This window comes from Streptomyces sp. NPDC002889, assembly GCF_042888425.1.
GTDB lineage: Bacteria > Actinomycetota > Actinomycetes > Streptomycetales > Streptomycetaceae > Streptomyces.
On record NZ_JBIAPT010000013.1, the window covers coordinates 170337 to 191109 of the forward strand.

At 70.6% G+C, this 20773-nt stretch carries 22 protein-coding genes; 12 read left to right on the top strand and 10 right to left on the bottom strand.

Going from position 1 to position 20773, the window contains the following annotated elements:
- Nucleotides 1–146 precede the first annotated feature (146 nt).
- Entirely contained in the window at nt 147–314 is a 168-nt protein-coding gene (locus ACFYWI_RS21265) for a DUF3117 domain-containing protein (RefSeq protein ID WP_003966491.1), read from the top strand.
- Nucleotides 315–621: 307 nt separating this feature from the next.
- On the opposite strand, the gene ACFYWI_RS21270 is transcribed toward ACFYWI_RS21265, so the two are convergent.
- A complete protein-coding gene (locus tag ACFYWI_RS21270) occupies nt 622–1299 on the bottom strand; it encodes an O-methyltransferase (protein ID WP_389234847.1) in 678 nt (225 codons plus the stop codon).
- A 131-nt stretch (nt 1300–1430) separates the two neighbouring features.
- Here ACFYWI_RS21270 and sigE point away from each other — a divergent pair, with 131 nt between their 5' ends.
- From sigE to ACFYWI_RS21295, 5 genes are all read left to right on the top strand, one after another.
- Complete coding sequence (sigE, locus tag ACFYWI_RS21275; protein ID WP_389234610.1) at nt 1431–2201, top strand: RNA polymerase sigma factor SigE; 771 nt, start codon at nt 1431–1433, stop codon at nt 2199–2201.
- Complete coding sequence (locus ACFYWI_RS21280; protein ID WP_389234613.1) at nt 2198–3136, top strand: anti-sigma factor family protein; 939 nt, start codon at nt 2198–2200, stop codon at nt 3134–3136. The genes sigE and ACFYWI_RS21280 overlap by 4 nt, the downstream gene beginning before the upstream one ends.
- A 90-nt stretch (nt 3137–3226) precedes the next feature.
- On the top strand, nt 3227–4897 hold the full coding sequence (locus ACFYWI_RS21285; protein ID WP_389234616.1) for a trypsin-like peptidase domain-containing protein: 1671 nt from the start codon (nt 3227–3229) through the stop codon (nt 4895–4897).
- A 154-nt stretch (nt 4898–5051) separates the two neighbouring features.
- A complete protein-coding gene (locus tag ACFYWI_RS21290; protein WP_389234619.1) occupies nt 5052–5513 on the top strand; it encodes a sec-independent translocase in 462 nt (153 codons plus the stop codon).
- 121 nt (nt 5514–5634) lie between these two features.
- Entirely contained in the window at nt 5635–6252 is a 618-nt protein-coding gene (locus ACFYWI_RS21295; protein ID WP_389234622.1) for a hypothetical protein, read from the top strand.
- Between the two features lie 104 nt (nt 6253–6356).
- On the opposite strand, the gene ACFYWI_RS21300 is transcribed toward ACFYWI_RS21295, so the two are convergent.
- From ACFYWI_RS21300 to ACFYWI_RS21310, 3 genes are read right to left on the bottom strand one after another with little or no spacing between them, the layout of a single operon-like run.
- Nucleotides 6357–7490: an Mrp/NBP35 family ATP-binding protein gene (locus tag ACFYWI_RS21300; protein WP_389234625.1), complete on the bottom strand. Its 1134-nt coding sequence runs from the start codon at nt 7488–7490 to the stop codon at nt 6357–6359.
- A 44-nt stretch (nt 7491–7534) separates the two neighbouring features.
- Complete coding sequence (locus tag ACFYWI_RS21305; RefSeq protein ID WP_389234628.1) at nt 7535–8128, bottom strand: DUF1003 domain-containing protein; 594 nt, start codon at nt 8126–8128, stop codon at nt 7535–7537.
- Entirely contained in the window at nt 8121–9401 is a 1281-nt protein-coding gene (locus ACFYWI_RS21310; protein WP_389234631.1) for a magnesium transporter MgtE N-terminal domain-containing protein, read from the bottom strand. The genes ACFYWI_RS21305 and ACFYWI_RS21310 overlap by 8 nt, the downstream gene beginning before the upstream one ends.
- Nucleotides 9402–9581: 180 nt before the next feature.
- On the opposite strand from ACFYWI_RS21310, the gene ACFYWI_RS21315 reads away from it, so the two are divergent.
- Nucleotides 9582–10349 (top strand): hypothetical protein, encoded by a 768-nt coding sequence (locus ACFYWI_RS21315; RefSeq protein ID WP_389234634.1) that lies wholly within the window; start codon nt 9582–9584, stop codon nt 10347–10349.
- Here the strand turns inward: ACFYWI_RS21315 and ACFYWI_RS21320 are convergent.
- The 3 genes from ACFYWI_RS21320 to ACFYWI_RS21330 form a co-directional block, all read right to left on the bottom strand.
- A complete protein-coding gene (locus tag ACFYWI_RS21320) occupies nt 10346–10648 on the bottom strand; it encodes a hypothetical protein (protein ID WP_389234637.1) in 303 nt (100 codons plus the stop codon). The two genes, ACFYWI_RS21315 and ACFYWI_RS21320, sit on opposite strands and share 4 nt — an antisense overlap.
- 99 nt (nt 10649–10747) lie before the next feature.
- Entirely contained in the window at nt 10748–11257 is a 510-nt protein-coding gene (locus ACFYWI_RS21325; protein ID WP_389234640.1) for a hypothetical protein, read from the bottom strand.
- A 28-nt stretch (nt 11258–11285) separates the two neighbouring features.
- Complete coding sequence (locus tag ACFYWI_RS21330) at nt 11286–12401, bottom strand: magnesium and cobalt transport protein CorA (protein ID WP_389234643.1); 1116 nt, start codon at nt 12399–12401, stop codon at nt 11286–11288.
- A gap of 470 nt (nt 12402–12871) precedes the next feature.
- On the opposite strand from ACFYWI_RS21330, the gene ACFYWI_RS21335 reads away from it, so the two are divergent.
- The 4 genes from ACFYWI_RS21335 (at nt 12872) to ACFYWI_RS21350 (ending at nt 16164) form a co-directional block, all read left to right on the top strand.
- A complete protein-coding gene (locus ACFYWI_RS21335; RefSeq protein WP_389234646.1) occupies nt 12872–13468 on the top strand; it encodes a suppressor of fused domain protein in 597 nt (198 codons plus the stop codon).
- 298 nt (nt 13469–13766) lie between these two features.
- Nucleotides 13767–14405: a DUF6758 family protein gene (locus ACFYWI_RS21340; RefSeq protein ID WP_389234649.1), complete on the top strand. Its 639-nt coding sequence runs from the start codon at nt 13767–13769 to the stop codon at nt 14403–14405.
- 216 nt (nt 14406–14621) lie between these two features.
- Nucleotides 14622–15488 carry a PHP domain-containing protein gene (locus ACFYWI_RS21345; RefSeq protein WP_389234652.1) on the top strand — a complete coding sequence of 289 codons (867 nt, stop codon included), beginning with the start codon at nt 14622–14624 and terminating at the stop codon, nt 15486–15488.
- A 70-nt stretch (nt 15489–15558) separates the two neighbouring features.
- Nucleotides 15559–16164, top strand: coding sequence for a MarC family protein (locus ACFYWI_RS21350; protein WP_389234655.1), 606 nt, complete (start codon nt 15559–15561; stop codon nt 16162–16164).
- A gap of 94 nt (nt 16165–16258) precedes the next feature.
- Here ACFYWI_RS21350 and ACFYWI_RS21355 read toward each other — a convergent pair whose 3' ends face one another.
- On the bottom strand, nt 16259–16411 hold the full coding sequence (locus tag ACFYWI_RS21355; RefSeq protein ID WP_389234658.1) for a hypothetical protein: 153 nt from the start codon (nt 16409–16411) through the stop codon (nt 16259–16261).
- Nucleotides 16412–16585: 174 nt separating this feature from the next.
- Here ACFYWI_RS21355 and ACFYWI_RS21360 point away from each other — a divergent pair, with 174 nt between their 5' ends.
- Nucleotides 16586–17485 (top strand): NYN domain-containing protein, encoded by a 900-nt coding sequence (locus ACFYWI_RS21360; protein WP_389234661.1) that lies wholly within the window; start codon nt 16586–16588, stop codon nt 17483–17485.
- On the opposite strand, the gene ACFYWI_RS21365 is transcribed toward ACFYWI_RS21360, so the two are convergent.
- Entirely contained in the window at nt 17476–18342 is an 867-nt protein-coding gene (locus ACFYWI_RS21365; RefSeq protein WP_389234664.1) for an alpha/beta fold hydrolase, read from the bottom strand. The genes ACFYWI_RS21360 and ACFYWI_RS21365 overlap by 10 nt on opposite strands.
- Nucleotides 18343–18531: 189 nt before the next feature.
- Complete coding sequence (locus tag ACFYWI_RS21370) at nt 18532–20466, bottom strand: DEAD/DEAH box helicase (protein WP_389234667.1); 1935 nt, start codon at nt 20464–20466, stop codon at nt 18532–18534.
- Nucleotides 20467–20773: the final 307 nt, after the last annotated feature.

Sequence of the window (20773 nt, forward strand, 5' to 3'; positions counted from 1 at the left end):
TTGTCTAAGCGATGCCGACCGATGTTGGTCATTGGGGTCCGCCATGCGGGATAATGACCTGGAAGCAATGTGTTCGATGCCGGTGACGCGTGCCTATCCAGGGACCGTCGGCTGATGATGAGCTGGTTTCAGGAAGGGGAACGAGCATGGCGGCCATGAAGCCGCGGACGGGCGACGGCCCGCTCGAGGTGACAAAGGAGGGGCGGGGCATCGTCATGCGCGTTCCGCTCGAAGGCGGCGGTCGGCTTGTCGTCGAGCTGACTCCGGACGAAGCCGACGCACTCGGTGACGCTCTGAAGAAGGTCGTCGGCTAGACGCGCGCCCTGAGTTTGCACTGCCCCGGCACGTGATGTGCCGGGGCAGTGCCGTTTCGGGGGCCGGACCGGTCGACGACGGAGGGTGAGTGCCTCGAGCGGTGTCGCCGCCCCACGGCAGGGACGCGCAGGGGTCGTGCGGCCGTAGAGGGTCGTAAGCCGTGAGCCGGACAGGTCACGGGAGAGCAGTCCCGGACACGGGCCCCGGCGGTCCGGCGTCGCGTGCACGGTCCGGGTCACGCCCGGGAGCCGGTCTGCGGCCCGCGTCAGGGCACGTCAGCCGCGGGGGCCCGCTCGCTACGGCAGGTCAGCCGCGGCGGACCGCGCAGAGCAGGCCGTCGCCCACCGGCAGCAGCGTGGACAGCAGCTCATGGCTCTCCCGTACCGTCCGCAGCAGTTCACGCAGCCGCAGTACCTCCGCCGGCTGGGCCGCGGAGTCGACCGTGCGGCCCTCGGCGAAGACGCCCTCGAAGCAGACGAGCCCGCCCGGGCGCAGCAGGCGCAACGATTCAGCGAGGTAGTCCAGCGACTCCGTACGGTCCCCGTCGCAGAACACGAGGTCGTATCCGCCGTCCGCGAGCCGGGGCAGCACATCCAGCGCGCGGCCGGGGATGAAGCGCGCCCGGTTCCCGGCGAAGCCCGCCGTACGGAAGGCCTCCCGGGCGAACTGCTGGCGCTCCGGCTCGAGGTCCACCGTCGTCAGCACGCCGTCCGGGCGCATGCCCTGGAGCAGGTAGATCCCCGAGACACCCGTGCCGGTCCCGATCTCGGCCACCGCCTTGGCATCCGCCGAGGCAGCAAGCAGTCGCAGCGCTGCGCCGGTGCCTGGCGACACCGAGGCCAGCCCTGACTCCCGGGCCCGCTCACGGGCCCAGCGCAGAGCGTCGTCCTCGGCGACAAAGGCGTCGGCGAACGCCCAGCTCGTCTGCCGGTTGCCGGTAATGACCCTCTCCTGTCCCCGTAGATGGCGCGACGCTGACTGTATCCGCTGCGCCCGGGAACCCGCAGATGGGACCAGGCGTTATGGAAGGCAGGGGGAAGCGCATGGATCAAGGCCAGAAGCTGGACTCAAATCCGCGTAAAGATTCTTATCCGGAGCTAACGGGCGAGGTGGCTATGGTAGGGGCTCCGCTGGACACCACCAGAGCCGACAGGGGAGGTGCGGCTGCACCTGTGGATCGAGGAGGAATGCTTCGGCGCCTTCTCAGGTCGGCGGGTGAGCCGAAATCCGTGACCAACACCGCTGACCGTTCTCTGCCGACCGAACCCGTAGCCACCGCGACGTTCGCATCGGATGCGGAATCGCAGGCATGGACTCCTCCCACCTGGGAGGAGATCGTCAGCACGCACAGTGCCCGGGTCTATCGCCTGGCCTACCGTCTGACCGGAAACCAGCACGACGCGGAGGACCTCACCCAGGAGGTCTTCGTCCGCGTCTTCCGATCGCTGTCGACGTACACGCCCGGCACCTTCGAGGGCTGGCTGCACCGGATCACCACCAATCTCTTCCTGGACATGGTCCGTCGCAAGCAGCGGATCCGGTTCGACGCGCTCGGCGACGACGCGGCCGAGCGGCTGCCCAGCCGCGAGCCGTCCCCGCAGCAGGTCTTCAACGACAGCCACTTCGACGCCGACGTCCAGCAGGCGCTGGACACCCTCGCACCCGAGTTCCGTGCCGCCGTGGTGCTCTGTGACATCGAGGGGCTGTCGTACGAGGAGATCGCCGCGACCCTGGGCGTGAAGCTCGGCACCGTCCGCAGCCGTATCCACCGTGGCCGCTCCCATCTGCGCAAGGCCCTGCAGCACCGCTCCCCCCAGGCTCGTGCGGAGCAGCAGCGCTCGCTGGCGGGCGTGGTCGGTCTGGCGGGGGAGGTCGGGCCGGCGTGAGTGGCACAGGTCCGACCCCCGCGGAACAGCACTTGGGGGACCGGCTCGCCGCCCTGGTCGACGGTGAGCTCACCCATGACGCCCGGGACCGGGTGCTGGCCCATCTGGCCACCTGTCCCAAGTGCAAGGCCGAGGCCGACGCCCAGCGCCGGCTGAAGAGCGTGTTCGCGCAGGCCGCGCTGCCGCCGCCCTCCGAGGGGCTCCTCGCGCGGCTTCAATCGCTGCCCGCGGGCCCCGCGGGCAGCGATGACGACGACCCGGCAGCAGGACCCTTCGGCCGAAGGGGTCCTGCCGACGGAGTGTTCGGAGCGCTGAATCCGTCCGCGGGACATCCGCGCGGACCCCGCCCGGAGACGTTCGGCTACGTCCCCGAGGGCGCCCACGCGGCCGTCCTGCCCGGCGGCGGCAGCGGCTTCCGGATCCACGACGTGGGCCGTTCGGAGGCTGAGCGTTCGCCGTGGCTCGGCCGCAGGTTCGCCTTCGCGGCGGCCAGCGCGGTGTCCTTCGCCGCGATCGCCCTGGGTGGCACCATCCCGCTGGACATGTCGGCGGACAGCAGCGCCAGGGGCCAGGGGGCGGGCAAGGTGACTCCGCTGCGCACGGCAGGTCCGAGCGCGGCCACCGGCGCCCAGAGCGGGGTCGCCGTCGTGCGGGGCACGGACGCCGAGCGCCGTCGCACCGCAGGAAACGGCGTGTCCAGACCGGAGACCCGGACGGTTTCCGCTGCCGTACCGGGTGAGCCGGCCACGCAGCCGCTGAGCCATCCCTTCGCGGCCTCGCTGCTGAACAACCCCACCGCCTCGCTGTCGCCGCTGATACGGCCCACGGGATCGGCGTTCCAGGCGGCGAGGGCACCGGGACCCACCCCGAGCTCCAGCCCTGTCCCGACGCATCTCGCCCACCCGAAGCGGCCTTCCCTCTCCCAACTGCGCTGACCAGGACCCTGCGAACGGATTCGCAAACCTGGTTGAATCCTGGGGGTGCCCCGTGGGGGTACCGCAGTGGCCGGCAGTTGCGGGGAGAACATGGACGACGGGAAGCCCACCGGAGCGAAGGCGAAGTGGTGGAGCCGCCCCAGCGCGGGAAGCGCAAGCGCCTCCGGACCGCAGGCGCCCGCACCCCAGGACGCACAGGGAACCGAGGACACAGACGTGGCGTCGGCCGCGCAGGACGTGCCGGTCGCGCCCACGGAGTTGGCGACGGCGGCCCCCGAGCCGGTGGGCCGCCCCCAGCCGCTGCACGAGCCCGACCCGTACAGCACCCCGCCGTACGGCGGGCCCGGGCCGTGGGCGCCCGCACCCCCCGTACAGCGACCGGTGCCGACGCCCGCGCACGGCACGCATGTGCCACCGCAGTACACGGCGCCGCAGCCGGCGCTCCGGACGCCGCCCCCGCTGCCGCCCGCCCATCAGGCCCCGCCGCAGCCCCTGCCGCCGGCACCCCAGCCCCATCTCCAGGCGCCCGGGACGGCCGAGCAACTGCCCCCGCAGGAGCGGCCGCAGCCGCTGTCGTCGGTGTGGCTGCAGTACGACCCGTGGAGCGCGCCCGGGCAGCCGCTCACCCACCCCGGTGAGCCCGTCGCCAGGAAGCGCAGACGCGGCCCGCTGCTGATCGGGGCAGTCGTGCTGGCCCTGGTCGCGGGCGGCACGGGAGGCGCGATAGGCGCGTACATCGAGCGCAACGGCGGCATCACCCGGATCGAGCTGCCGCAGGCCGGGCGCGAGAGCGGCGACCGGGCGCCCGAGAGCGTCGCGGGCATCGCCGCGAGCGCCCTGCCGAGCGTGGTCACCCTCCATGTCAGCGGCGGAGGTGAGCAGGGCACCGGCACCGGCTTCGTACTCGACCGGCAGGGCCACATCCTCACCAACAACCATGTCGTCGATCCGGCGGGCGCCTCCGGGGACATCACGATCACCTTCAGCGGAGGCGAGACGGCCGACGCCACCCTGGTGGGGAAGGACAGCGGTTACGACCTCGCCGTCGTCAAGGTCACCGGGGTCGCCGGCCTCAAGCCGCTCCCGCTCGGCAACTCCGACAACGTCCGGGTCGGCGACCCGGTCGTCGCCATCGGTGCGCCCTTCGACCTCCAGAACACCGTGACCTCCGGGATCATCAGCGCCAAGGAGCGCCCCATCACGGCGGGCGGTGAGAAGGGCGACGGCAGCGACATCAGCTACGTCGACGCGCTGCAGACCGATGCCCCGATAAACCCCGGCAACTCCGGCGGCCCGCTGGTGGACACCAAGGCCCGGGTCATCGGCATCAACAGCGCTATCCGCGCCGCAGACAGCGGCACCGGATCCGAGGGGGGCCAGGCCGGCTCCATCGGCCTCGGGTTCGCCATTCCCATCAACCAGGGCAAGCGTGTCGCCGAGGAGCTGATCAACACCGGAAGGGCCACCCACCCGGTGATCGGCGTGAGCCTCGACATGAAGTTCACCGGCGACGGAGCGCGCGTCGGCGACAAGGGCAAGGACGACGCCGCGGCCGTCACACCCGGCGGGCCCGCCGACAAGGCCGGGATCAGGGCCGGCGACGTCATCACCAAGGTGGACGGCCAACTGGTGCACAGCGGTGAGGAGCTGATCGTCAAGATCCGCTCACACCGGCCGGGCGACCGGCTGGAGCTGACCCTGGAACGCGGCGGCAAGGAACGGACGCTGACACTGACCCTCGGCTCCGCGGACAGCTCCTGAACGACGGTCGGCCCCGGCGGCAGGCCGGGGCCATCCGGCGGTCATCGGCCCGGCCGCGGGAAGGTACCGCGCGGACAGTTTCGCCGGGTACCGTGGATCGGGCCCGGACCGGCCCGCGGGCAGCAGAGAAGCAGAGAACACGAGGAGCAGCAGGGTGTTCAACGACATAGGCGCACTGGAGCTGGTGGCGCTCGTGGTTCTCGGCGTGCTCATCTTCGGCCCGGAGAAGCTGCCGAAGGTCATTCAGGACATCACGCGCACCATCCGGAAGATCCGCGCCTTCTCCGAGAGCGCGAAGGACGACATCCGCAGCGAGCTGGGTCCGGAGTTCAAGGACTTCGAGTTCGAGGACCTCAACCCCAAGGCGTTCATCCGCAAGCAGCTCGCGGAGAACGAGGACCTGAAGGATCTCAAGGACCTGCGCAGCAGCTTCGATCTCAAGAAGGAGATCAACGAGGTCGCGGACGCCGTCAACGGCACGGAGCAGGCCGCCGCGCCCGGCACCTCCGTTCCCGCTGCCGTCTCAAGCGCCTCCTCCGGCACCCCCGACCTGCTCAGGAAGCGCGAAAACCTTGATCGGGACGAGCGCCCGCCGTTCGACGCAGACGCCACCTGAGTCCTGTCGGTCCCTGCGACCGGCTGCGGGGTGGCTATTCTCTCCATCTGTCCGGGAGTGAGGACGCCCGAGGGGGGCGGGTCCGCTCCAAGCCTGGAAGACAGAGGAGGCGGCCGAGCAGATGGTGACGACGAGTCGGGTGACCGCGCAGGGTACGGCCGGTGCATACCTGAGCGCGACCTTCCCCTGGTACGGCCTGGACGAGGCCTTCACGGGCCCCCGCAGGCTGATGCAGGTCGGCACCGCTGCCGACGGCACGGTCCAGTACGGTGCGATGGGTCACGGCGACGAGCCGGCAATACGGTCGGAGGCGAAAGGCGCCGAGAAGGAGCGTTTCGCTGTGGTCGTCACGATCGCCGCGAGCCCCGTCAGACACAGCGGGGACGGTACGGGCGTGCTCGACGCCACCACCGTCTCCTCCGCGGCCTGGCTGGCCGGTTCGGGGCTGCTGGCCCATACCTGGCCCCCGCAGCTGGACCACTCGCTGCGTGACGACTGGCTCGACCAGCAGACCGAGACGGCCTTCGACCTCGCCGACGATCTGACCGGTCCGGCCTGGTCGATGCTCTCGCTGCCGGTGGACGGGGTGCCGACGCCCTTCCACTACCGCGAGTCCGAGTTCGGCTGGGTGCTGGCGGGCCCGACGGGCAGCGGCGTGCACATCGGGGCCTACGGCCGGGGGATGAGCGCGTACGGTCTCGGGTTCTCGGTGGTCGAGGACCTGTCCGCCTACATGTAGGTACGACCTGCGCGCAGGTACGACGAAGGGGGCGCTGCTCGATCGAAGCAGCGCCCCCTTCGCTCACGCACGGCCGGTGCGGATGCCCGCACCGGGGGCGGGCGTCAGAACTTGTTGCGCGGGGTGATGCCCAGTGACATGCCCGACAGGCCGCGCTGGCGGCCGCCCAGCTTGCCCGCGATCGCGCGCAGCGCCGAGCCCGCGGGCGAGTCCGGGTCGCTCAGCACCACCGGCTTGCCCTCGTCGCCGCCTTCGCGCAGCCGCACGTCGATCGGGATCGAGCCCAGCACCGGCACATGCGCGCCGGTCGTCTTCGTCAGCCCCTCGGCGACCCTCTGGCCGCCGCCGGTGCCGAAGACGTCGACCATCTCGTCGCAGTGCGGGCACGGCAGGCCCGCCATGTTCTCGACGACGCCCACGATCTTCTGGTGTGTCTGCACGGCGATCGCCCCGGCGCGCTCGGCGACCTCGGCCGCGGCCTGCTGCGGGGTGGTGACGACGAGGATCTCGGCGTTCGGCACCAGCTGCGCGACCGAGATGGCGATGTCGCCCGTGCCCGGCGGCAGGTCGAGGAGCAGGACGTCCAGGTCGCCCCAGTACACGTCCGCGAGGAACTGCTGCAGTGCGCGGTGCAGCATCGGGCCGCGCCAGACCACAGGGGCGTTGCCCGGGGTGAACATTCCGATGGAGATCACCTTCACGCCGTGCGCCGACGGCGGCATGATCATGTTCTCGACCTGGGTGGGACGGCCGTCCGCACCCAGCATGCGCGGCACGCTGTGCCCGTAGATGTCCGCGTCGACGACACCGACCTTCAGCCCGTCGGCCGCCATGGCCGCGGCCAGGTTGACGGTCACGGAGGACTTGCCGACGCCGCCCTTGCCGGAGGCCACCGCGTACACGCGGGTCAGCGAGCCCGGCTTGGCGAACGGCACCTCACGCTCGGCGGTCGTGCCGCGCAGCGAGGACGCCAGCTCGCGCCGCTGCTCGTCGCTCATCACGTCGAGGGTGACGTCGACCCGTGCGACGCCGTCGACGCGGGCGACCGCCTCGGTCACGTTCTTGGTGATCGTCTCGCGCATCGGGCAGCCCGACACGGTGAGGTACACCGTGACGGCGACCGTCCCGTCGTCCCCGATGTCCACCGACTTCACCATGCCCAGGTCAGTGATCGGTCGGTTGATCTCGGGGTCGTTCACCGTCGCCAGTGCCTCAAGCACCGCGTCTTCCGTAGCCATACCGACGATGGTACGGCGCTCACCGCCGCCTGCGGAAAGCCCTCTCAGCGGTCGCCTTCATCACTCGTGCGGGACGCCTCGGGAGGGAATAGAACGCGCTGATCCTCCAGCTGCTTGATCAGATCCTGGAATTCGGAGCGGATCCAGTCTCTTGTCGCGACCTCGCCCAGTCCCATCCGCAGGGCCGCGATCTCCCGGGTCAGATACTCGGTGTCCGCGATCGACCGCTCGTTCTGCTTGCGGTCCTGCTCGTGGGTGACCCGGTCCCGGTCGTCCTGCCGGTTCTGCGCCAGCAGGATCAGCGGCGCCGCGTACGACGCCTGCAGCGACAGGGCGAAGGTGAGGAAGATGAACGGATACTGATCGAAGCGCAGATGAGGCGGTGCGCCGAGGTTCCACGCCACCCACGCGATGATCGTCACCGTCATCCAGACGATGAACCGTCCGGTCCCGAGGAACCGCGCGATCTTCTCCGAGAGCCGGCCGAACGCCTCCGGGTCGTACTCGGGCAGCAGACTGCGCCGCGGCGTGCGGGGCACGTCCAGGCGCACCCGCGGCCGCGTCGCGGCGCTCGACCCGGAGGGCACCCGGTCCCTCGCCTCGCCACGCTCGGGCGGGCCCTGGTCGCCACTACCCATGGACGGACTCCTCGCCCGCGCCGAACTCCTCGAACTCCGTCTCGCGCCAGTCCTCCGGGAGCAGATGGTCCAGTACGTCGTCGACGGTGACGGCTCCCAGCAGCGAACCGCTCTCGTCGACGACCGGCGCCGCGACCATGTTGTAGGCGGCGAGATAGCTGGTCACGGCGGCCAGTCCGGTGTTCGGCGCCAGCGGCGGCAGATCGTTGTCGACGATCGAGCTGACCAGGGTGAACGGCGGATCGCGCAGCAGCCGCTGGAAGTGCACCGTCCCCAGGTACTTGCCGGTCGGCGTCTCGTCCGGGGGCCGGCACACGTACACCTGCGCGGCGAGCGCGGGGGACAGGTCCTGCTGGCGCACCCGGGCCAGTGCGTCGGCGACCGTCGCGTCCGGGCGCAGCACGATCGGTTCGGTGGTCATCAGGCCGCCCGCCGTGCGCTCCTCGTACGACAGCAGCCGCCGCACATCCGCGGCCTCGTCCGGCCGCATCAGCGTCAGCAGCCGCTCCTTGTCCTCCTCGGGCAGCTCGGACAGAAGGTCGGCGGCGTCGTCCGGGTCCATGGCCTCCAGCACGTCGGCCGCCCGCTCCTCCTTCAGCTTGCCGAGGATCTCCACCTGGTCGTCGTCCGGCAGCTCCTCCATCACATCGGCGAGCCGGTCGTCGTCGAGGGCGGCGGCCACCTCGGCCCGGCGCTTCGGCGACAGATGGTGCAGCACATTGGCGAGGTCGGCCGGGCGCAACTGCTCGAAGGTGGCGAGCAGGCTCTCCGCGCCCTGTCCGTGTTCCTCCAGCGAGAATCCGGTGACGGCCGACCACTTCACGGTCAGCGTCTCGCCCCTGCGGCGCAGCGCCCCGCCCTTGCCCTTGCGGACGAAGACCTTGTCGATCTCCCAGTCGCGGCGGGCCGGCAGCTGCTGGATCGACACATCGAGAACGGTGACCTCCTCACCGGTCTCCACCAGCCGCACCCGCCGGTCGAGCAGTTCGCCCAGCACCAGCCGTTCGGTGGGGCGCTGCTCGAACCTGCGCATGTTCAGCACGCCCGTGGTGACGACCTGGCCCGACTCGACGCCGGTCACCCGGGTCATGGGCAGAAAGATCCGTCGGCGGCTGATCACCTCGACGACCAGGCCCAGCAGCCGGGGCGGACGGCGGCCGACGCGCAGCATCGCCACCAGGTCGCGTACGCGACCCACCTGGTCACCGTTGGGGTCGAAGACGGGGACGCCCGCAAGGTGCGAGACGAAGACCCGAGGCGCGCCTGCGACCATGCTCGCGCCTCCTCCGTGCGAGGTTTTGCCCGACAAGTGCCGGTATTCGACGGATTCAGGCTAGCCCGTACCGTTCCGGGCCGCCCTGGCTGGCGTCCGTACGGCTCCCTGGGGGGAGCGACGGTCGGCACAGGTACGCTGCGGTCTGCCATCCCCCCACAGATGAGAGGCAGTGCGCTTGTGACTCCCCTCCCTCCTGCCTCCTGGGCTCGCCGGGCTGCGCTCCCGGTGGCGCTGTGCGCCGGGCTGACCGTCGTGCTCACGGCGTGCGGCGAGGATCCGGACGCGGGGACCAACGGTGTCGGCAAACTCACCGCGGCCGAGATCGAGTCGAAGGCCCGCGAGGCGGTGGACGCCGCGGACTCGGTACGGCTGTCCGGGACTCTGGTGAGCAAGGGTGGCACCTACAAGCTGAACATGCGCCTCAAGCACGAGGGCGGCACCGGGTCGGTCACGTCGAAGGGCAACACCTTCGAACTGCTGCGCGTGGGTGACACGCTCTTTCTGAAGGCCGACGCCGGCTTCTGGAGCCGCTCGGACGGCAAGGACGGCGACGAGCCCAGCAGGACGGACGCCGAGGTCGCGGACAAGCTGGACGACAAGTACGTGAAGGTGCCCGAGGGAGATCCCGCGTACAAGCAGTTCCGCGGCTTCACGGACATGGACGTGCTGCTGGACGGGCTGCTCGGGATGCAGGGCGAGCTCACCAAGGGCGACCGGACACAGGTGGGCGGAGTCCGCACCATCAAGGTGACCGGCGGCAACGGCGAGGGCGGCATCCTCGATGTGTCGCTGGAGGGTGAGCCGTATCCGCTGCAGTTCGCGCGGGCCGGCGGCGCGGGTGTGCTCACGCTGGGCGACTGGGACGAGGACTTCGCGCTGGAGGAGCCGTCGAAGGACGAGACGCTCGACTACGGGCGCCAGCTCCCGAGGACCTCCGAGGGTTAGGTCCCTCGCGCCCCGCGCTCCTCGACCACTTCGAGGATCATGGTCTGCGGCGTGCCGACCAGCGCGGGCGCGGCCTCGCGCGACGGCCAGATCTTCTCCACGAGGGCGTCGCGGAAGTTCTCCGCGGCCGCGGCGGTGTCGAATTCCAGGTCGACGACGATGTACTGGGGATCGTCGAGGGGCTGCAGGATCCGGTACCCGCGCACGCCCGCGTGCCGGCGGAAGTCGGCGAACTGGTCGAACGCGGCTTTCCAGCTGTCGAGGTCGGTGATCGCGTGCTCGATATGGAGCGTTGCCATGCTGCCTCCTCGCCCGGGCGGCGTGTCACCTTCCATGCTGGAAAGCCCGGAGCGATCCGGCCAGCCCACGGCATCCCGCGGACACCGGCCGCCACGCCGCTAGTGCTTCTTTCGGCGCTTCAGCAGCAGGCGCGGCAGTGCCGGGGGCACCGGCCCGCGGGTCGTCGCGGGCGTGGGCAGCGGCGGGGCGGCGAGCGAGCCGTCCGGCAGATCCGTCACCACGTCCTCGGGGTCCAGCCGCAGGACCCGGCATTCGCGGGCCCAGCGCTCGGTCAGCTCGTCCGCGTCGGGGGCGTTCAGGCGCTTGCCCTTGAGCTCGGCGACGGCCGACTCCCACGCCGGTGAGAGCGGGGCGAGTTCGCTCACCCGAGCTGTCCAGGAGACCAGCCGGCCGCCCTTGTCCTTGCTGCGGACGGTGACCTCCGCGGTGCCTCCGTCCGTCAGACCGGGCAGCGGCTGCTCGCCGGGACCGTCGCCGACGATGTGCGCCGCGCCCTCGTGCCATACGTGCCACAGGGCACGCGCCGCGCCGTCGCCGCGGACCCAGATGAGGCCGGACTTCTTGGTGGCCTCCTCGACGAGCGCCTTGCCGAGCAGCTGATCTGTCATGCGAGCAGCCTATCGACAGCGGGCCGCCCTACAGCCAGCCGTTGCGCTTGAGGGTGCGGTGGATGGCGAAGCAGACGCCCAGGATGCCGACGAGCACCATGGGATAGCCGTACTTCCACTCGAGCTCCGGCATGTACGTGAAGTTCATGCCGTAGATCCCGCAGACCGCCGTGGGGACGGCGATGATCGCCGCCCACGAGGTGATCTTGCGCATGTCCTCGTTCTGCGCGACCGTCGCCTGCGCCAGATTGGCCTGGAGGATCGAGTTCAGCAGCTCGTCGAAGCCGATGACCTCCTCCTGCACCCGGGCGAGGTGGTCCGCGACATCGCGGAAGTACTTCTGGATGTCCGGGTCCACCAGCCGCATCGGGCGCTCACTCAGCAGCTGCATGGGGCGCAGCAGCGGCGAGACCGCTCGCTTGAACTCCAGCACCTCGCGCTTGAGCTGGTAGATCCGCCCGGCGTCACCGCCGCGCGGGCTTCCCTTGGCGGGCGCCGAGAACACATCGATCTCGACCTCGTCGATGTCGTCCTGCACGGCCGCCGCCACCGCGATGTACCCGTCGACGACATGGTCGGCGATGGCGTGCAGCACCGCGGAGGGGCCCTTCGCCAGCAGCTCGGCGTCCTTCTGCAGCCCGTGCCGCAGAGCCCGGAGCGAGCCCTTGCCGCCATGCCGGACGGTGATGACGAAGTCCCGCCCCGTGAAACACATCACCTCGCCGGTCTCGACGACCTCGCTGGTCGCCGTCAGCTCGGCGTGCTCCACGTAGTGGATCGTCTTGAAGACGGTGAACAGGGTGTCGTCGTACCGCTCCAGCTTGGGACGCTGGTGGGCGTGGACCGCGTCCTCGACTGCCAGCGGGTGCAGTCCGAACTCGGCGGCGATTCCGGCGAATTCCTCCTCTGTCGGCTCGTGCAGCCCGATCCAGGCGAAGCCGCCGCCCTCCCGTACCCGCAGCATCGCCTCGCGCGGCGTCTGGCAGGCGTTGCTCTCCAGCCGCTTCCCGTCGCGGTAGACCGCGCAGTCGACGACCGCGCTCGAGGCGGAGGGGTCACGGGTGGTGTCGTAGCTGTTGTACGGGGCACTGCTCTTGCGCAGGGAGGGGCGGACGACTGCGCGCAGGTCACGGATCATCGACATGGCTGGCTCCTTCACGGAGAGGCCGTCGGCGAGTGGCGTGGCACAGCCCGGAATGAGGACGTGAGAGATACGTCCGCAAAGCGGGCGGCACCGCGGGGGTCGCGGTGACGGCGTTCGCTACAGACAGGCAAAAAACGAAGTGCTCTTCCGTCGTGCGAAATGCCGTCGGCCTCGTGCCAAGAGGCCTCAGCCCACAGGTCCTCAGGTTCCCGGGGAGGAACGGAAGCAGGACCGGTGCGGCGCGGAAGAGCTGCTGGTACTGCCCGATCGACTTCGACCCATCGCAGCCCCACCTCCTCCGGCCGGTCCCCCGTGGGGGATGACGTGTTGTCGGGACTCGAGGCAACTCCCGCAGCTACCGCTGGGCAGTGCCCCCTCTGCGTGCCGGCCCGACCAGCGGCCGAGCCTATCAGCCGACAGAGGGCCAATCCCTTGTTTTGCCCGCTGCTTACGCACTTTATGCTCGCGACATGGAAGATGTTCTTGCACTGGTCGAGGCCCGGCTGCGTACGGCACTTGGTGAACCGGACGCGCGCGCCGCGGTGACCTTCCTCGGCACGGACCGCATCGAGGTGCTCCGCTTCACGGACCGCGACGGTGACGGGGACATCGTCCGGTACGCCACCCTCGGCATGTCCGCCCACCCGATGACCGACCCCGCCGCGGCCCTTGCCGACCCGGTGAAGGGTCCGCGCGCGGAGCTGGTGTTCACCGTACGGGCCGGGCTCGCCGACACCGACAAGGTGCTGCGCCCGCTCGCCGTACTGGCCGCGTCCCCGCAGGTCGAGGGTGTGATCGTGGCTCCCGGTGCTTCGCTCGACGTGGGTGAACCGCTTTGGCCGTCGGCGCCGTTCAGCTCGGTGCTGGTGGCGGAGCCGGGTGGGCTCGTGGCCGACCTGGAGCTGGGTGAGCCGATGGATCCGGTGCATTTCCTTCCCCTGCTGCCGATGACGGCGAACGAGGCTGCCTGGAAGCGGGTGCACGGCGGGCAGGAGCTCCAGGAGCGGTGGTTGGCACACGGCACGGACCTGCGCGATCCGTTGCGAAGGTCCGTGGACCTCGGCTGACGCTGCCGGCAACGTTCAACGGCCCTCGTTCATGGCCGGTCACCGGCCCCGACGGCCGGCCCCAACGGTCGGCCGGAACAACCCGGTTGGGGCGGGCCCGACGGGGGGCGCGGATCCTGTGCCGGCCACGCTTCGTCCTCGTACCGCTCATGGGGCGTCTGCGTCCTCGAAGGGGTGTCGCGTTCCCACCCGGCCACTCGAACGAGCGATCGGGTGAGGGCGGTGTCACGGCGCGAGCCTTGGCCGGACGGGTGATCGTCCTTGACGCGGCGTCGGCCGGGGAGGACCGTTGACCCCTATGAGGGGCGAACCCAGTTGCCCGAAGTGCGGTGGCCGGGTCAGGGCGCCCGGTCTCTTTGCCGACTCCTGGCAGTGCGATGTGCACGGTGCTGTGTATCCGCTGCAGCCGGTGATCCCGCCCAGTGTCGAAGCCCTCGGTGTCGTCGTGCACCGCGCCCAGGTCCCGGTGTGGATGCCCTGGCCCCTGCCCGTCGGCTGGCTCTTCACCGGTGTCGCCTACGCCGGCGACGACCGCAGTGGAGGCCGGGCGACCGCGGTCGCCTGCTCGGGTCCCGGACCGCTCGGCGGTATCGGTGAACTGCTGTTGATCGCCGAGGAACTGGGGGTCGGGCTGGGCGCCCGCTACGCGGGGATGGACGGCCCGGACCCCGGTCGGCACATCCGCGTCGACCATGCGCCGCAGGCCAAGGTGCTGGCCGCCGGCCGCCCGACACCGCTGTGGCACGTGGCGGGTGCCCCGGACGACCGTGCGGTCTTCGCGGGCGAGGCCCGCGGACTGTGGCTGTGGGCGGTTGTCTGGCCCGAGCAGTCGGGTCTGTTGATGTACGACGAACTGGTGCTGACCGATCTGCGGGACGCGGGTGCGGAGGTCGAACTGCTGCCGTGCGGCGCGCTGTCGCCACGTCTGTTGTCCTGAGCGCTGTCCGGGATGTCCCCGAACCGGGGCGGGCTCCGACGACCGGGGCGACGGCACGTGAGCCGGCGTCGCTGGTTCCGGCCGTCGTGGCTGTCGTCGCGAGCACGACAGGAGTGCCCCGCGCAGGGCGTGGTCCGGCGCGTGCCGCGGGCGGACGCGTGGGGCGGTTATCCTTGACCGTCCCCCTGTCCGCCCCGAACCCTGGAGTCACGCGTCGTGCGCATCGATCTGCACACCCACTCCACGGCCTCGGACGGTACGGACACCCCTGCCGAGCTGGTGCGAAACGCCGCCGCTGCCGGGCTGGACGTCGTCGCCCTCACCGACCACGACACTACCCGCGGGTACGCCGAGGCGACCGCTGCCGTCCCCGAGGGGCTGACCCTTGTCACCGGCGCCGAGCTCTCCTGCCGTCTCGACGGCATCGGGCTGCACCTGCTGGCGTATCTCTTCGACCCCGAAGAGCCCGAACTGCTGCGTGAGCGAGAGCTCGTACGGGACGACCGGGTGCCGCGTGCCAGGGCGATGATCGGCAAGCTCCAGGAGCTGGGCGTCCCCATCGACTGGGAACAGGTGTCCCGGATCGCGGGCGACGGCTCGGTCGGCCGCCCGCACATCGCCGAGGCGCTGGTCGGGCTCGGTGTCGTGCCCAGCGTCTCCGACGCCTTCACACCGGACTGGCTGGCGGACGGCGGCCGGGCGTACGTCGAGAAGCACGAGCTCGACCCCTTCACGGCGATCCGCCTGGTCAAGGCCGCCGGCGGGGTCACCGTCTTCGCGCACCCCCTCGCGGTCAAACGCGGCCGCACGGTGCCCGAGAGCGCGATCGCCGAGCTGGCCGCCTGCGGCCTCGACGGCATAGAGGTCGACCACATGGACCACGACGAGGACGTGCGCGCGCGGCTGCGCGGACTCGCAGGCGACCTCGGGCTGCTGCCCACGGGCTCCAGCGACTACCACGGCAGCCGCAAGACCTGCCGGCTCGGCGATTACACCACCGACCCGGAGATCTACGGCGAGATCACGCGGCGCGCCACGGGCGCGTTCCCGGTGCCGGGCGCTGGGGGCACCTCCCAGGCGTAGCTCTGGAAAGAGTTCCGCCCGCGACTCTGCCACGCCCCTTTTACACCCCTTCTCCCGCAAGGCCCTCACTGTGTTCGACGCTGCCGTTTTCGGCTCCCTGTTCCTCACCCTTTTCGTGATCATGGATCCCCCCGGGATCACCCCGATCTTCCTCGCCCTGACCTCCGGGCGCCCCGCCAAGGTGCAGCGCCGGATGGCCTGGCAGGCGGTGGCGGTCGCGTTCGGCGTGATCACCGTCTTCGGCATCCTCGGCCAGCAGATCCTGGCGTATCTGCATGTCTCCGTCCCCGCGCTGATGATCGCGGGCGGGCTGCTCCTGCTGCTCATCGCGCTCGACCTGCTGACCGGCAAGACCGACGAGCCGCAGCAGACCAAAGACGTCAATGTCGCGCTGGTGCCGCTGGGTATGCCCCTGCTGGCCGGTCCCGGCGCGATCGTCTCGGTGATCCTGGCCGTGCAGCACGCGCAGGGCGTCGGACAGCAGATCTCGGTGTGGGTCGCGATTGTCGCGATGCACATCGTGCTGTGGCTGACGATGCGCTACTCGCTGATGATCATCCGCCTGATCAAGGACGGCGGTGTGGTGCTGGTGACCAGGCTTGCGGGCATGATGCTGTCCGCGATCGCCGTGCAGCAGATCATCAACGGCGTCACCCAGGTCATCCAGGGCGCCTGACCGGGCGGACTGCGGCCGACCGGTCCCGGAACGCACCGCGCCCCCGTACGGACCATCCGTACGGGGGCGTTTGCATCGCACACACGTGTCAGGGCTATGAAGCCGTGGTTTCGGCGGGCCGGATGTAGATGCGCTGGCCGGTCGAGGCGGCCTGCTGCACGATCCGGTTGACGGAGGCGGCGTCCACGACGGTGCTGTCCACGGCGGTGCCGTCGACGTCGTCCAGTCGCATGATCTCGAAGCGCACGGCTTCTCCCTTCGTCTGATCCTCCTGAGGAGAACTGCTGACAGACGGAATTCTCCGTCTGGGTACTTAGCTCCACAACGCGGTGCATCCTGCAAATATTCCGTACGCTAAGGAAATTTTTCGGATGCCTAACTACTGGCGGGTAGAGCCTCGGCCACGCAGAATGAGGCTCGTATGAACGACGCAGACATCCCCGAGATCGGCGCCCGCCTGGAGCGTACGAATGAGCTCCTGCAGCGGATGCTCGCCGAGGTCGCGAAGACCCCTTCGACCCATGCCATCTTCGTTGACGCAGGTTACGTCTATGCTGCGGCCGGGTTGCTTGTGGCGGGTACCGAGGACCGGCGCTCCTTCGACCTGGACGCCGAAGGGCTGATCGAGGCCTTCATCGACAAGGCGCGGACGATCTTTGCCGACAGCCGACTGCTGCGGGTGTACTGGTACGACGGCGCGCGGCGCCGCATCCACACCCCAGAGCAGCAGTCCATCGCCGAGCTGCCCGATGTGAAGGTGCGCCTGGGCAACCTGAACGCGAACAATCAGCAAAAGGGTGTCGACTCCCTTATCCGTACGGACCTGGAGTCACTCGCCAGGCACCGCGCGATCAGCGACGCGGCGCTCGTCGGCGGCGACGAGGACCTGGTCTCGGCCGTCGAAGCGGCGCAGGGGTACGGCGCACGGGTCCACCTGTGGGGCATCGAAGCGGCCGACGGGCGCAACCAGGCGGAGCCGCTGCTGTGGGAGGTCGACAGCCAGCGGACGTTCGACCTGGACTTCTGCCGCCCCTACATCACGCGCAGGCCCGTGACGACATACGAGAACGAGGGGGCGCCGCCCCCCTCGCGGGACGAGGTGCGCTTCGTAGGAGCGCAGATCGCCGCGACGTGGCTCGGGGAGCGGGGGCGTTCGGCAATGGCCGAGCTGCTTCCCGGCCACCCGTATCTGCCGGGGCCCGTGGACCAGGACCTCCTGATCGAGGCGGAACGATTGCTCCAGCGGTCACTGCGGGGGCACGCCGTGCTGCGCAGGGCGCTGCGGGACGGGTTCTGGCAGCACCTGCAAGCTCAGTTCTGATCCCAGAACGCGGCGAGTGCCGCGGCCGTCTCCAGCGGACGGTCCGTGTTCGGGGAGTGGGCGGCGCCCGCGATGACGGTCCTGCGGGCACCCAGGCGCCCGGCCATCGCGTCGAGCAGCGGAACCGGCCAGGTGTCGTCCTCCCCGCCGGACACCACATGCTTGGGCAGCGGCCGTACGGCGGCGAGCTCGTCGACCCGGTCCGGCTCGACGAGCAACTGCCGACCGGTGACGATCAGTTGAACCGGGTTGTGACGCAGCCAACGCCGCCGCAGATCCTCGCGGCCGTCGACGGGCGCTACGCCTGCCTGCGTGTCCTCGGGGGCGTCCAGGGCATCGAAGGCCTGGATGGCCCCCCAGACCTGGTCCATCGGCATCACGGCGAGCGCGTCGCCGAGCAGTTTCACCTTCTGCTGCTGGGCCGGGCTGATCTGGGCAGGCCCGGAGGACATGAGCGTGAACGTGAGAAAGGGCGCGGAGTCCAACAACACCGCGGCACGGGAGATCTGACCGCCGAGCGAATGCCCCACCAGATGGACGGGGCCGCCGATCGCCTCGGCCTGCGCGAGAACGTCCCTGGCCAACGCGTCCTGCGTGTATGCCTGTTGGTCCTCGGGGCCGTCGCTCTCGTACTGCCCGCGCCCGTCGACGGCGACGGCCCGGTACCCGGCCTCGGCCAGCGGCTCCAGCATCGCGATGAAGTCCTCCTTGCTGCCGGTGTACCCCGGCAGCAGCAGCGCGGTGCCGCGAGGGGCCCCGGCGGGCCGTGCATCGAGCACGGCGAATGCGCCCCGCGAGGTGGACAGCGCACAGGCGGTTGCGCAGGCGGGCGGAACGAAGGTGGGCGGCCGACTCATGCGACGAGGCTAGCGGGTGGCGCCGTACTCCGACCGACCACGTGCCCGGCGGCGCCCGCGTCGTCCCGTGCGGGACCGGTCACCGATCCGGCGCGGCGGCGAACTGCCGGCGGGGCCGGGGCGTCCGGAATGCCGATGGCCCGGCTCCCTGTGCGGGGAGCCGGGCCATCGGGCGGTGTGCGTCAGCCGTCAGCTGTCGGCCTGGGCAGCGGTCGTGCGGGTACGGCGGCGGGGCTTCGCCTCCGAGGCGGTCGTCTCCGTCGCCTCGGCGGTCTCGGCGACCGTCTTCGCGGCGGCGCGGGTCCGACGGCGCGGCTTGGCCTCGGCCTCGGCCTCGGCCGTCTCCACCGTGTCGACCGTCTTCTTGGCGCGGGTGCGCTTGGCCGGTGCCTTCGCCTCCGTCACGGTCTCGACCGCATCGGCGACCTCGACGGCCTTGACGGCACGGGTCCGCCTGCGCGGCTTCGCCTCCGCCTCGGCCTCGGGTGCCGGCTCGACGACCGTCTCGACCGCCTCGGCGGGCTTCGACGCCCGGGTACGGCGACGCGGCCTGCGCGCGGGTTCCTCGACCGCCTCGGCGACCTCGGCTGCCGGCTGCTCGACGCTCTCCACGACCGACGTGGCCTCCGGCGACGCCTGGGCGCCCAGGCGGGTGCGGCGACGGCGGCGCGGGGTGCGCGGCTCCGTCGTGGCCTCAGCCTGCTCCGGGACGGCTGCCTCGGTCACCTCGGCGGCCTCGACCAGATCGGACCCGCCGCGGGTGCGGCGGCGCTGGCGCGGGGTGCGGGTGCGCGCCGGACGCTCCTCGCGTACCGCCGTCGCGGACGACTTGCGGCCGCGGCCGCCCGTCTCACCGAGGTCCTCGACCTCCTCGGCCGCCAGTCCCGCGCGGGTACGCTCGGCGCGCGGCAGCACGCCCTTGGTGCCGACCGGGATGTTCAGCTCCTCGAACAGGTGCGGCGAGGTGGAGTACGTCTCGGGCGGGTCAGGGAACTTCAGCTCCAGCGCCTTGTTGATCAGCTGCCAGCGTGGGATGTCGTCCCAGTCGACCAGCGTCACGGCCGTGCCGGACGCGCCCGCGCGGCCGGTGCGGCCGATGCGGTGGAGGTAGGTCTTCTCGTCCTCCGGCGTCTGGTAGTTGATGACGTGGGTGACACCCTCGACATCGATACCTCGCGCGGCGACATCGGTGCACACCAGCACATCGACCTTGCCGTTGCGGAACGCCCGCAGCGCCTGCTCACGCGCGCCCTGACCCAGGTCGCCGTGGACCGCGCCGGAGGCGAAGCCGCGCTGCGCGAGCTGGTCGGCGATGTCCGCCGCCGTCCGCTTGGTACGGCAGAAGATCATCGCCAGCCCGCGGCCGTCGGCCTGCAGGATGCGGGAGACCATCTCCGGCTTGTCCATGGAGTGCGCGCGGTAGACGCGCTGCGTGGTGTTCGCGACGGTCGCGCCCTGGTCGTCCGGCGCGGCGGCGCGGATGTGCGTGGGCTGCGACATGTAGCGACGGGCCAGACCGATGACCGCACCCGGCATGGTCGCCGAGAACAGCATCGTCTGACGCTTCGGCGGCAGCAGCTGGATGATCTTCTCGACGTCGGGCAGGAAGCCCAGGTCGAGCATCTCGTCCGCCTCGTCGAGCACGAGCGCCCGCACGTGCGAGAGGTTCAGCTTCTTCTGGCCGGCCAGGTCGAGCAGACGGCCCGGGGTGCCGACGATCACGTCGACGCCCTTCTTGAGGGCCTCGACCTGGGGCTCGTAGGCCCGGCCGCCGTAGATCGCGAGCACGCGGACGTTGCGGACCTTGCCGGCGGTCAGCAGGTCGTTGGTGACCTGGGTGCACAGCTCGCGGGTGGGGACGACCACGAGTGCCTGAGGGGCGTCGGTGAGCTGCTCGGGCTGCGCCCGGCCTGCCTCGACGTCGGCCGGGACGGTGACACGCTCCAGCAGCGGCAGGCCGAAACCGAGCGTCTTGCCGGTGCCGGTCTTGGCCTGGCCGATGACGTCGGAGCCGGAGAGCGCGACGGGGAGCGTCATCTCCTGAATAGGGAACGGGCAAACGATGCCGACTGCCTCGAGGGCCTCGGCGGTCTCGGGAAGGATCCCGAGATCCCGGAAAGTCATGGGCTGAGTAGTCAGGGTGTTGCCTCTTCTGTGAGACGCGACTCGAGGCGAACGCTGGGGGTCTTAACCGCACCTGGGTAAAGGGCCGGCCGTGGATCGGCCGGACGGGGCGGGACCACTGCCGACGCTCGAGCGCTCGTGCCGCTGAGGGGGCCCCTCATCTAGCGGGCGTGCACATATGCGCGCACGATCCGCGTGGAGGGCTGTCGGGTCGGAGCCGATCGGGCCACCGACCGGGCATCCTCATTCGGATGGCCCACTGGACTCGTCAACATTCGTCAACGATCAGTGGGCGCATTACCACTGT

What these genes read in the sequence shown, in the direction of transcription:
- ACFYWI_RS21265 (WP_003966491.1), top strand. Translation starts at nt 147, where the DNA reads ATGGCGGCCATGAAGCCGCGGACGGGCGACGGCCCGCTCGAGGTGACA.
- sigE (WP_389234610.1), top strand. Translation starts at nt 1,431, where the DNA reads ATGGTAGGGGCTCCGCTGGACACCACCAGAGCCGACAGGGGAGGTGCG.
- ACFYWI_RS21285 (WP_389234616.1), top strand. Translation starts at nt 3,227, where the DNA reads ATGGACGACGGGAAGCCCACCGGAGCGAAGGCGAAGTGGTGGAGCCGC.
- ACFYWI_RS21295 (WP_389234622.1), top strand. Translation starts at nt 5,635, where the DNA reads ATGGTGACGACGAGTCGGGTGACCGCGCAGGGTACGGCCGGTGCATAC.
- ACFYWI_RS21300 (WP_389234625.1), bottom strand. Translation starts at nt 7,490, where the DNA reads ATGGCTACGGAAGACGCGGTGCTTGAGGCACTGGCGACGGTGAACGAC.
- ACFYWI_RS21305 (WP_389234628.1), bottom strand. Translation starts at nt 8,128, where the DNA reads ATGGGTAGTGGCGACCAGGGCCCGCCCGAGCGTGGCGAGGCGAGGGAC.
- ACFYWI_RS21310 (WP_389234631.1), bottom strand. Translation starts at nt 9,401, where the DNA reads ATGGTCGCAGGCGCGCCTCGGGTCTTCGTCTCGCACCTTGCGGGCGTC.
- ACFYWI_RS21320 (WP_389234637.1), bottom strand. Translation starts at nt 10,648, where the DNA reads ATGGCAACGCTCCATATCGAGCACGCGATCACCGACCTCGACAGCTGG.
- ACFYWI_RS21325 (WP_389234640.1), bottom strand. Translation starts at nt 11,257, where the DNA reads ATGACAGATCAGCTGCTCGGCAAGGCGCTCGTCGAGGAGGCCACCAAG.
- ACFYWI_RS21330 (WP_389234643.1), bottom strand. Translation starts at nt 12,401, where the DNA reads ATGTCGATGATCCGTGACCTGCGCGCAGTCGTCCGCCCCTCCCTGCGC.
- ACFYWI_RS21335 (WP_389234646.1), top strand. Translation starts at nt 12,872, where the DNA reads ATGGAAGATGTTCTTGCACTGGTCGAGGCCCGGCTGCGTACGGCACTT.
- ACFYWI_RS21340 (WP_389234649.1), top strand. Translation starts at nt 13,767, where the DNA reads ATGAGGGGCGAACCCAGTTGCCCGAAGTGCGGTGGCCGGGTCAGGGCG.
- ACFYWI_RS21360 (WP_389234661.1), top strand. Translation starts at nt 16,586, where the DNA reads ATGAACGACGCAGACATCCCCGAGATCGGCGCCCGCCTGGAGCGTACG.
- ACFYWI_RS21365 (WP_389234664.1), bottom strand. Translation starts at nt 18,342, where the DNA reads ATGAGTCGGCCGCCCACCTTCGTTCCGCCCGCCTGCGCAACCGCCTGT.
- ACFYWI_RS21370 (WP_389234667.1), bottom strand. Translation starts at nt 20,466, where the DNA reads ATGACTTTCCGGGATCTCGGGATCCTTCCCGAGACCGCCGAGGCCCTC.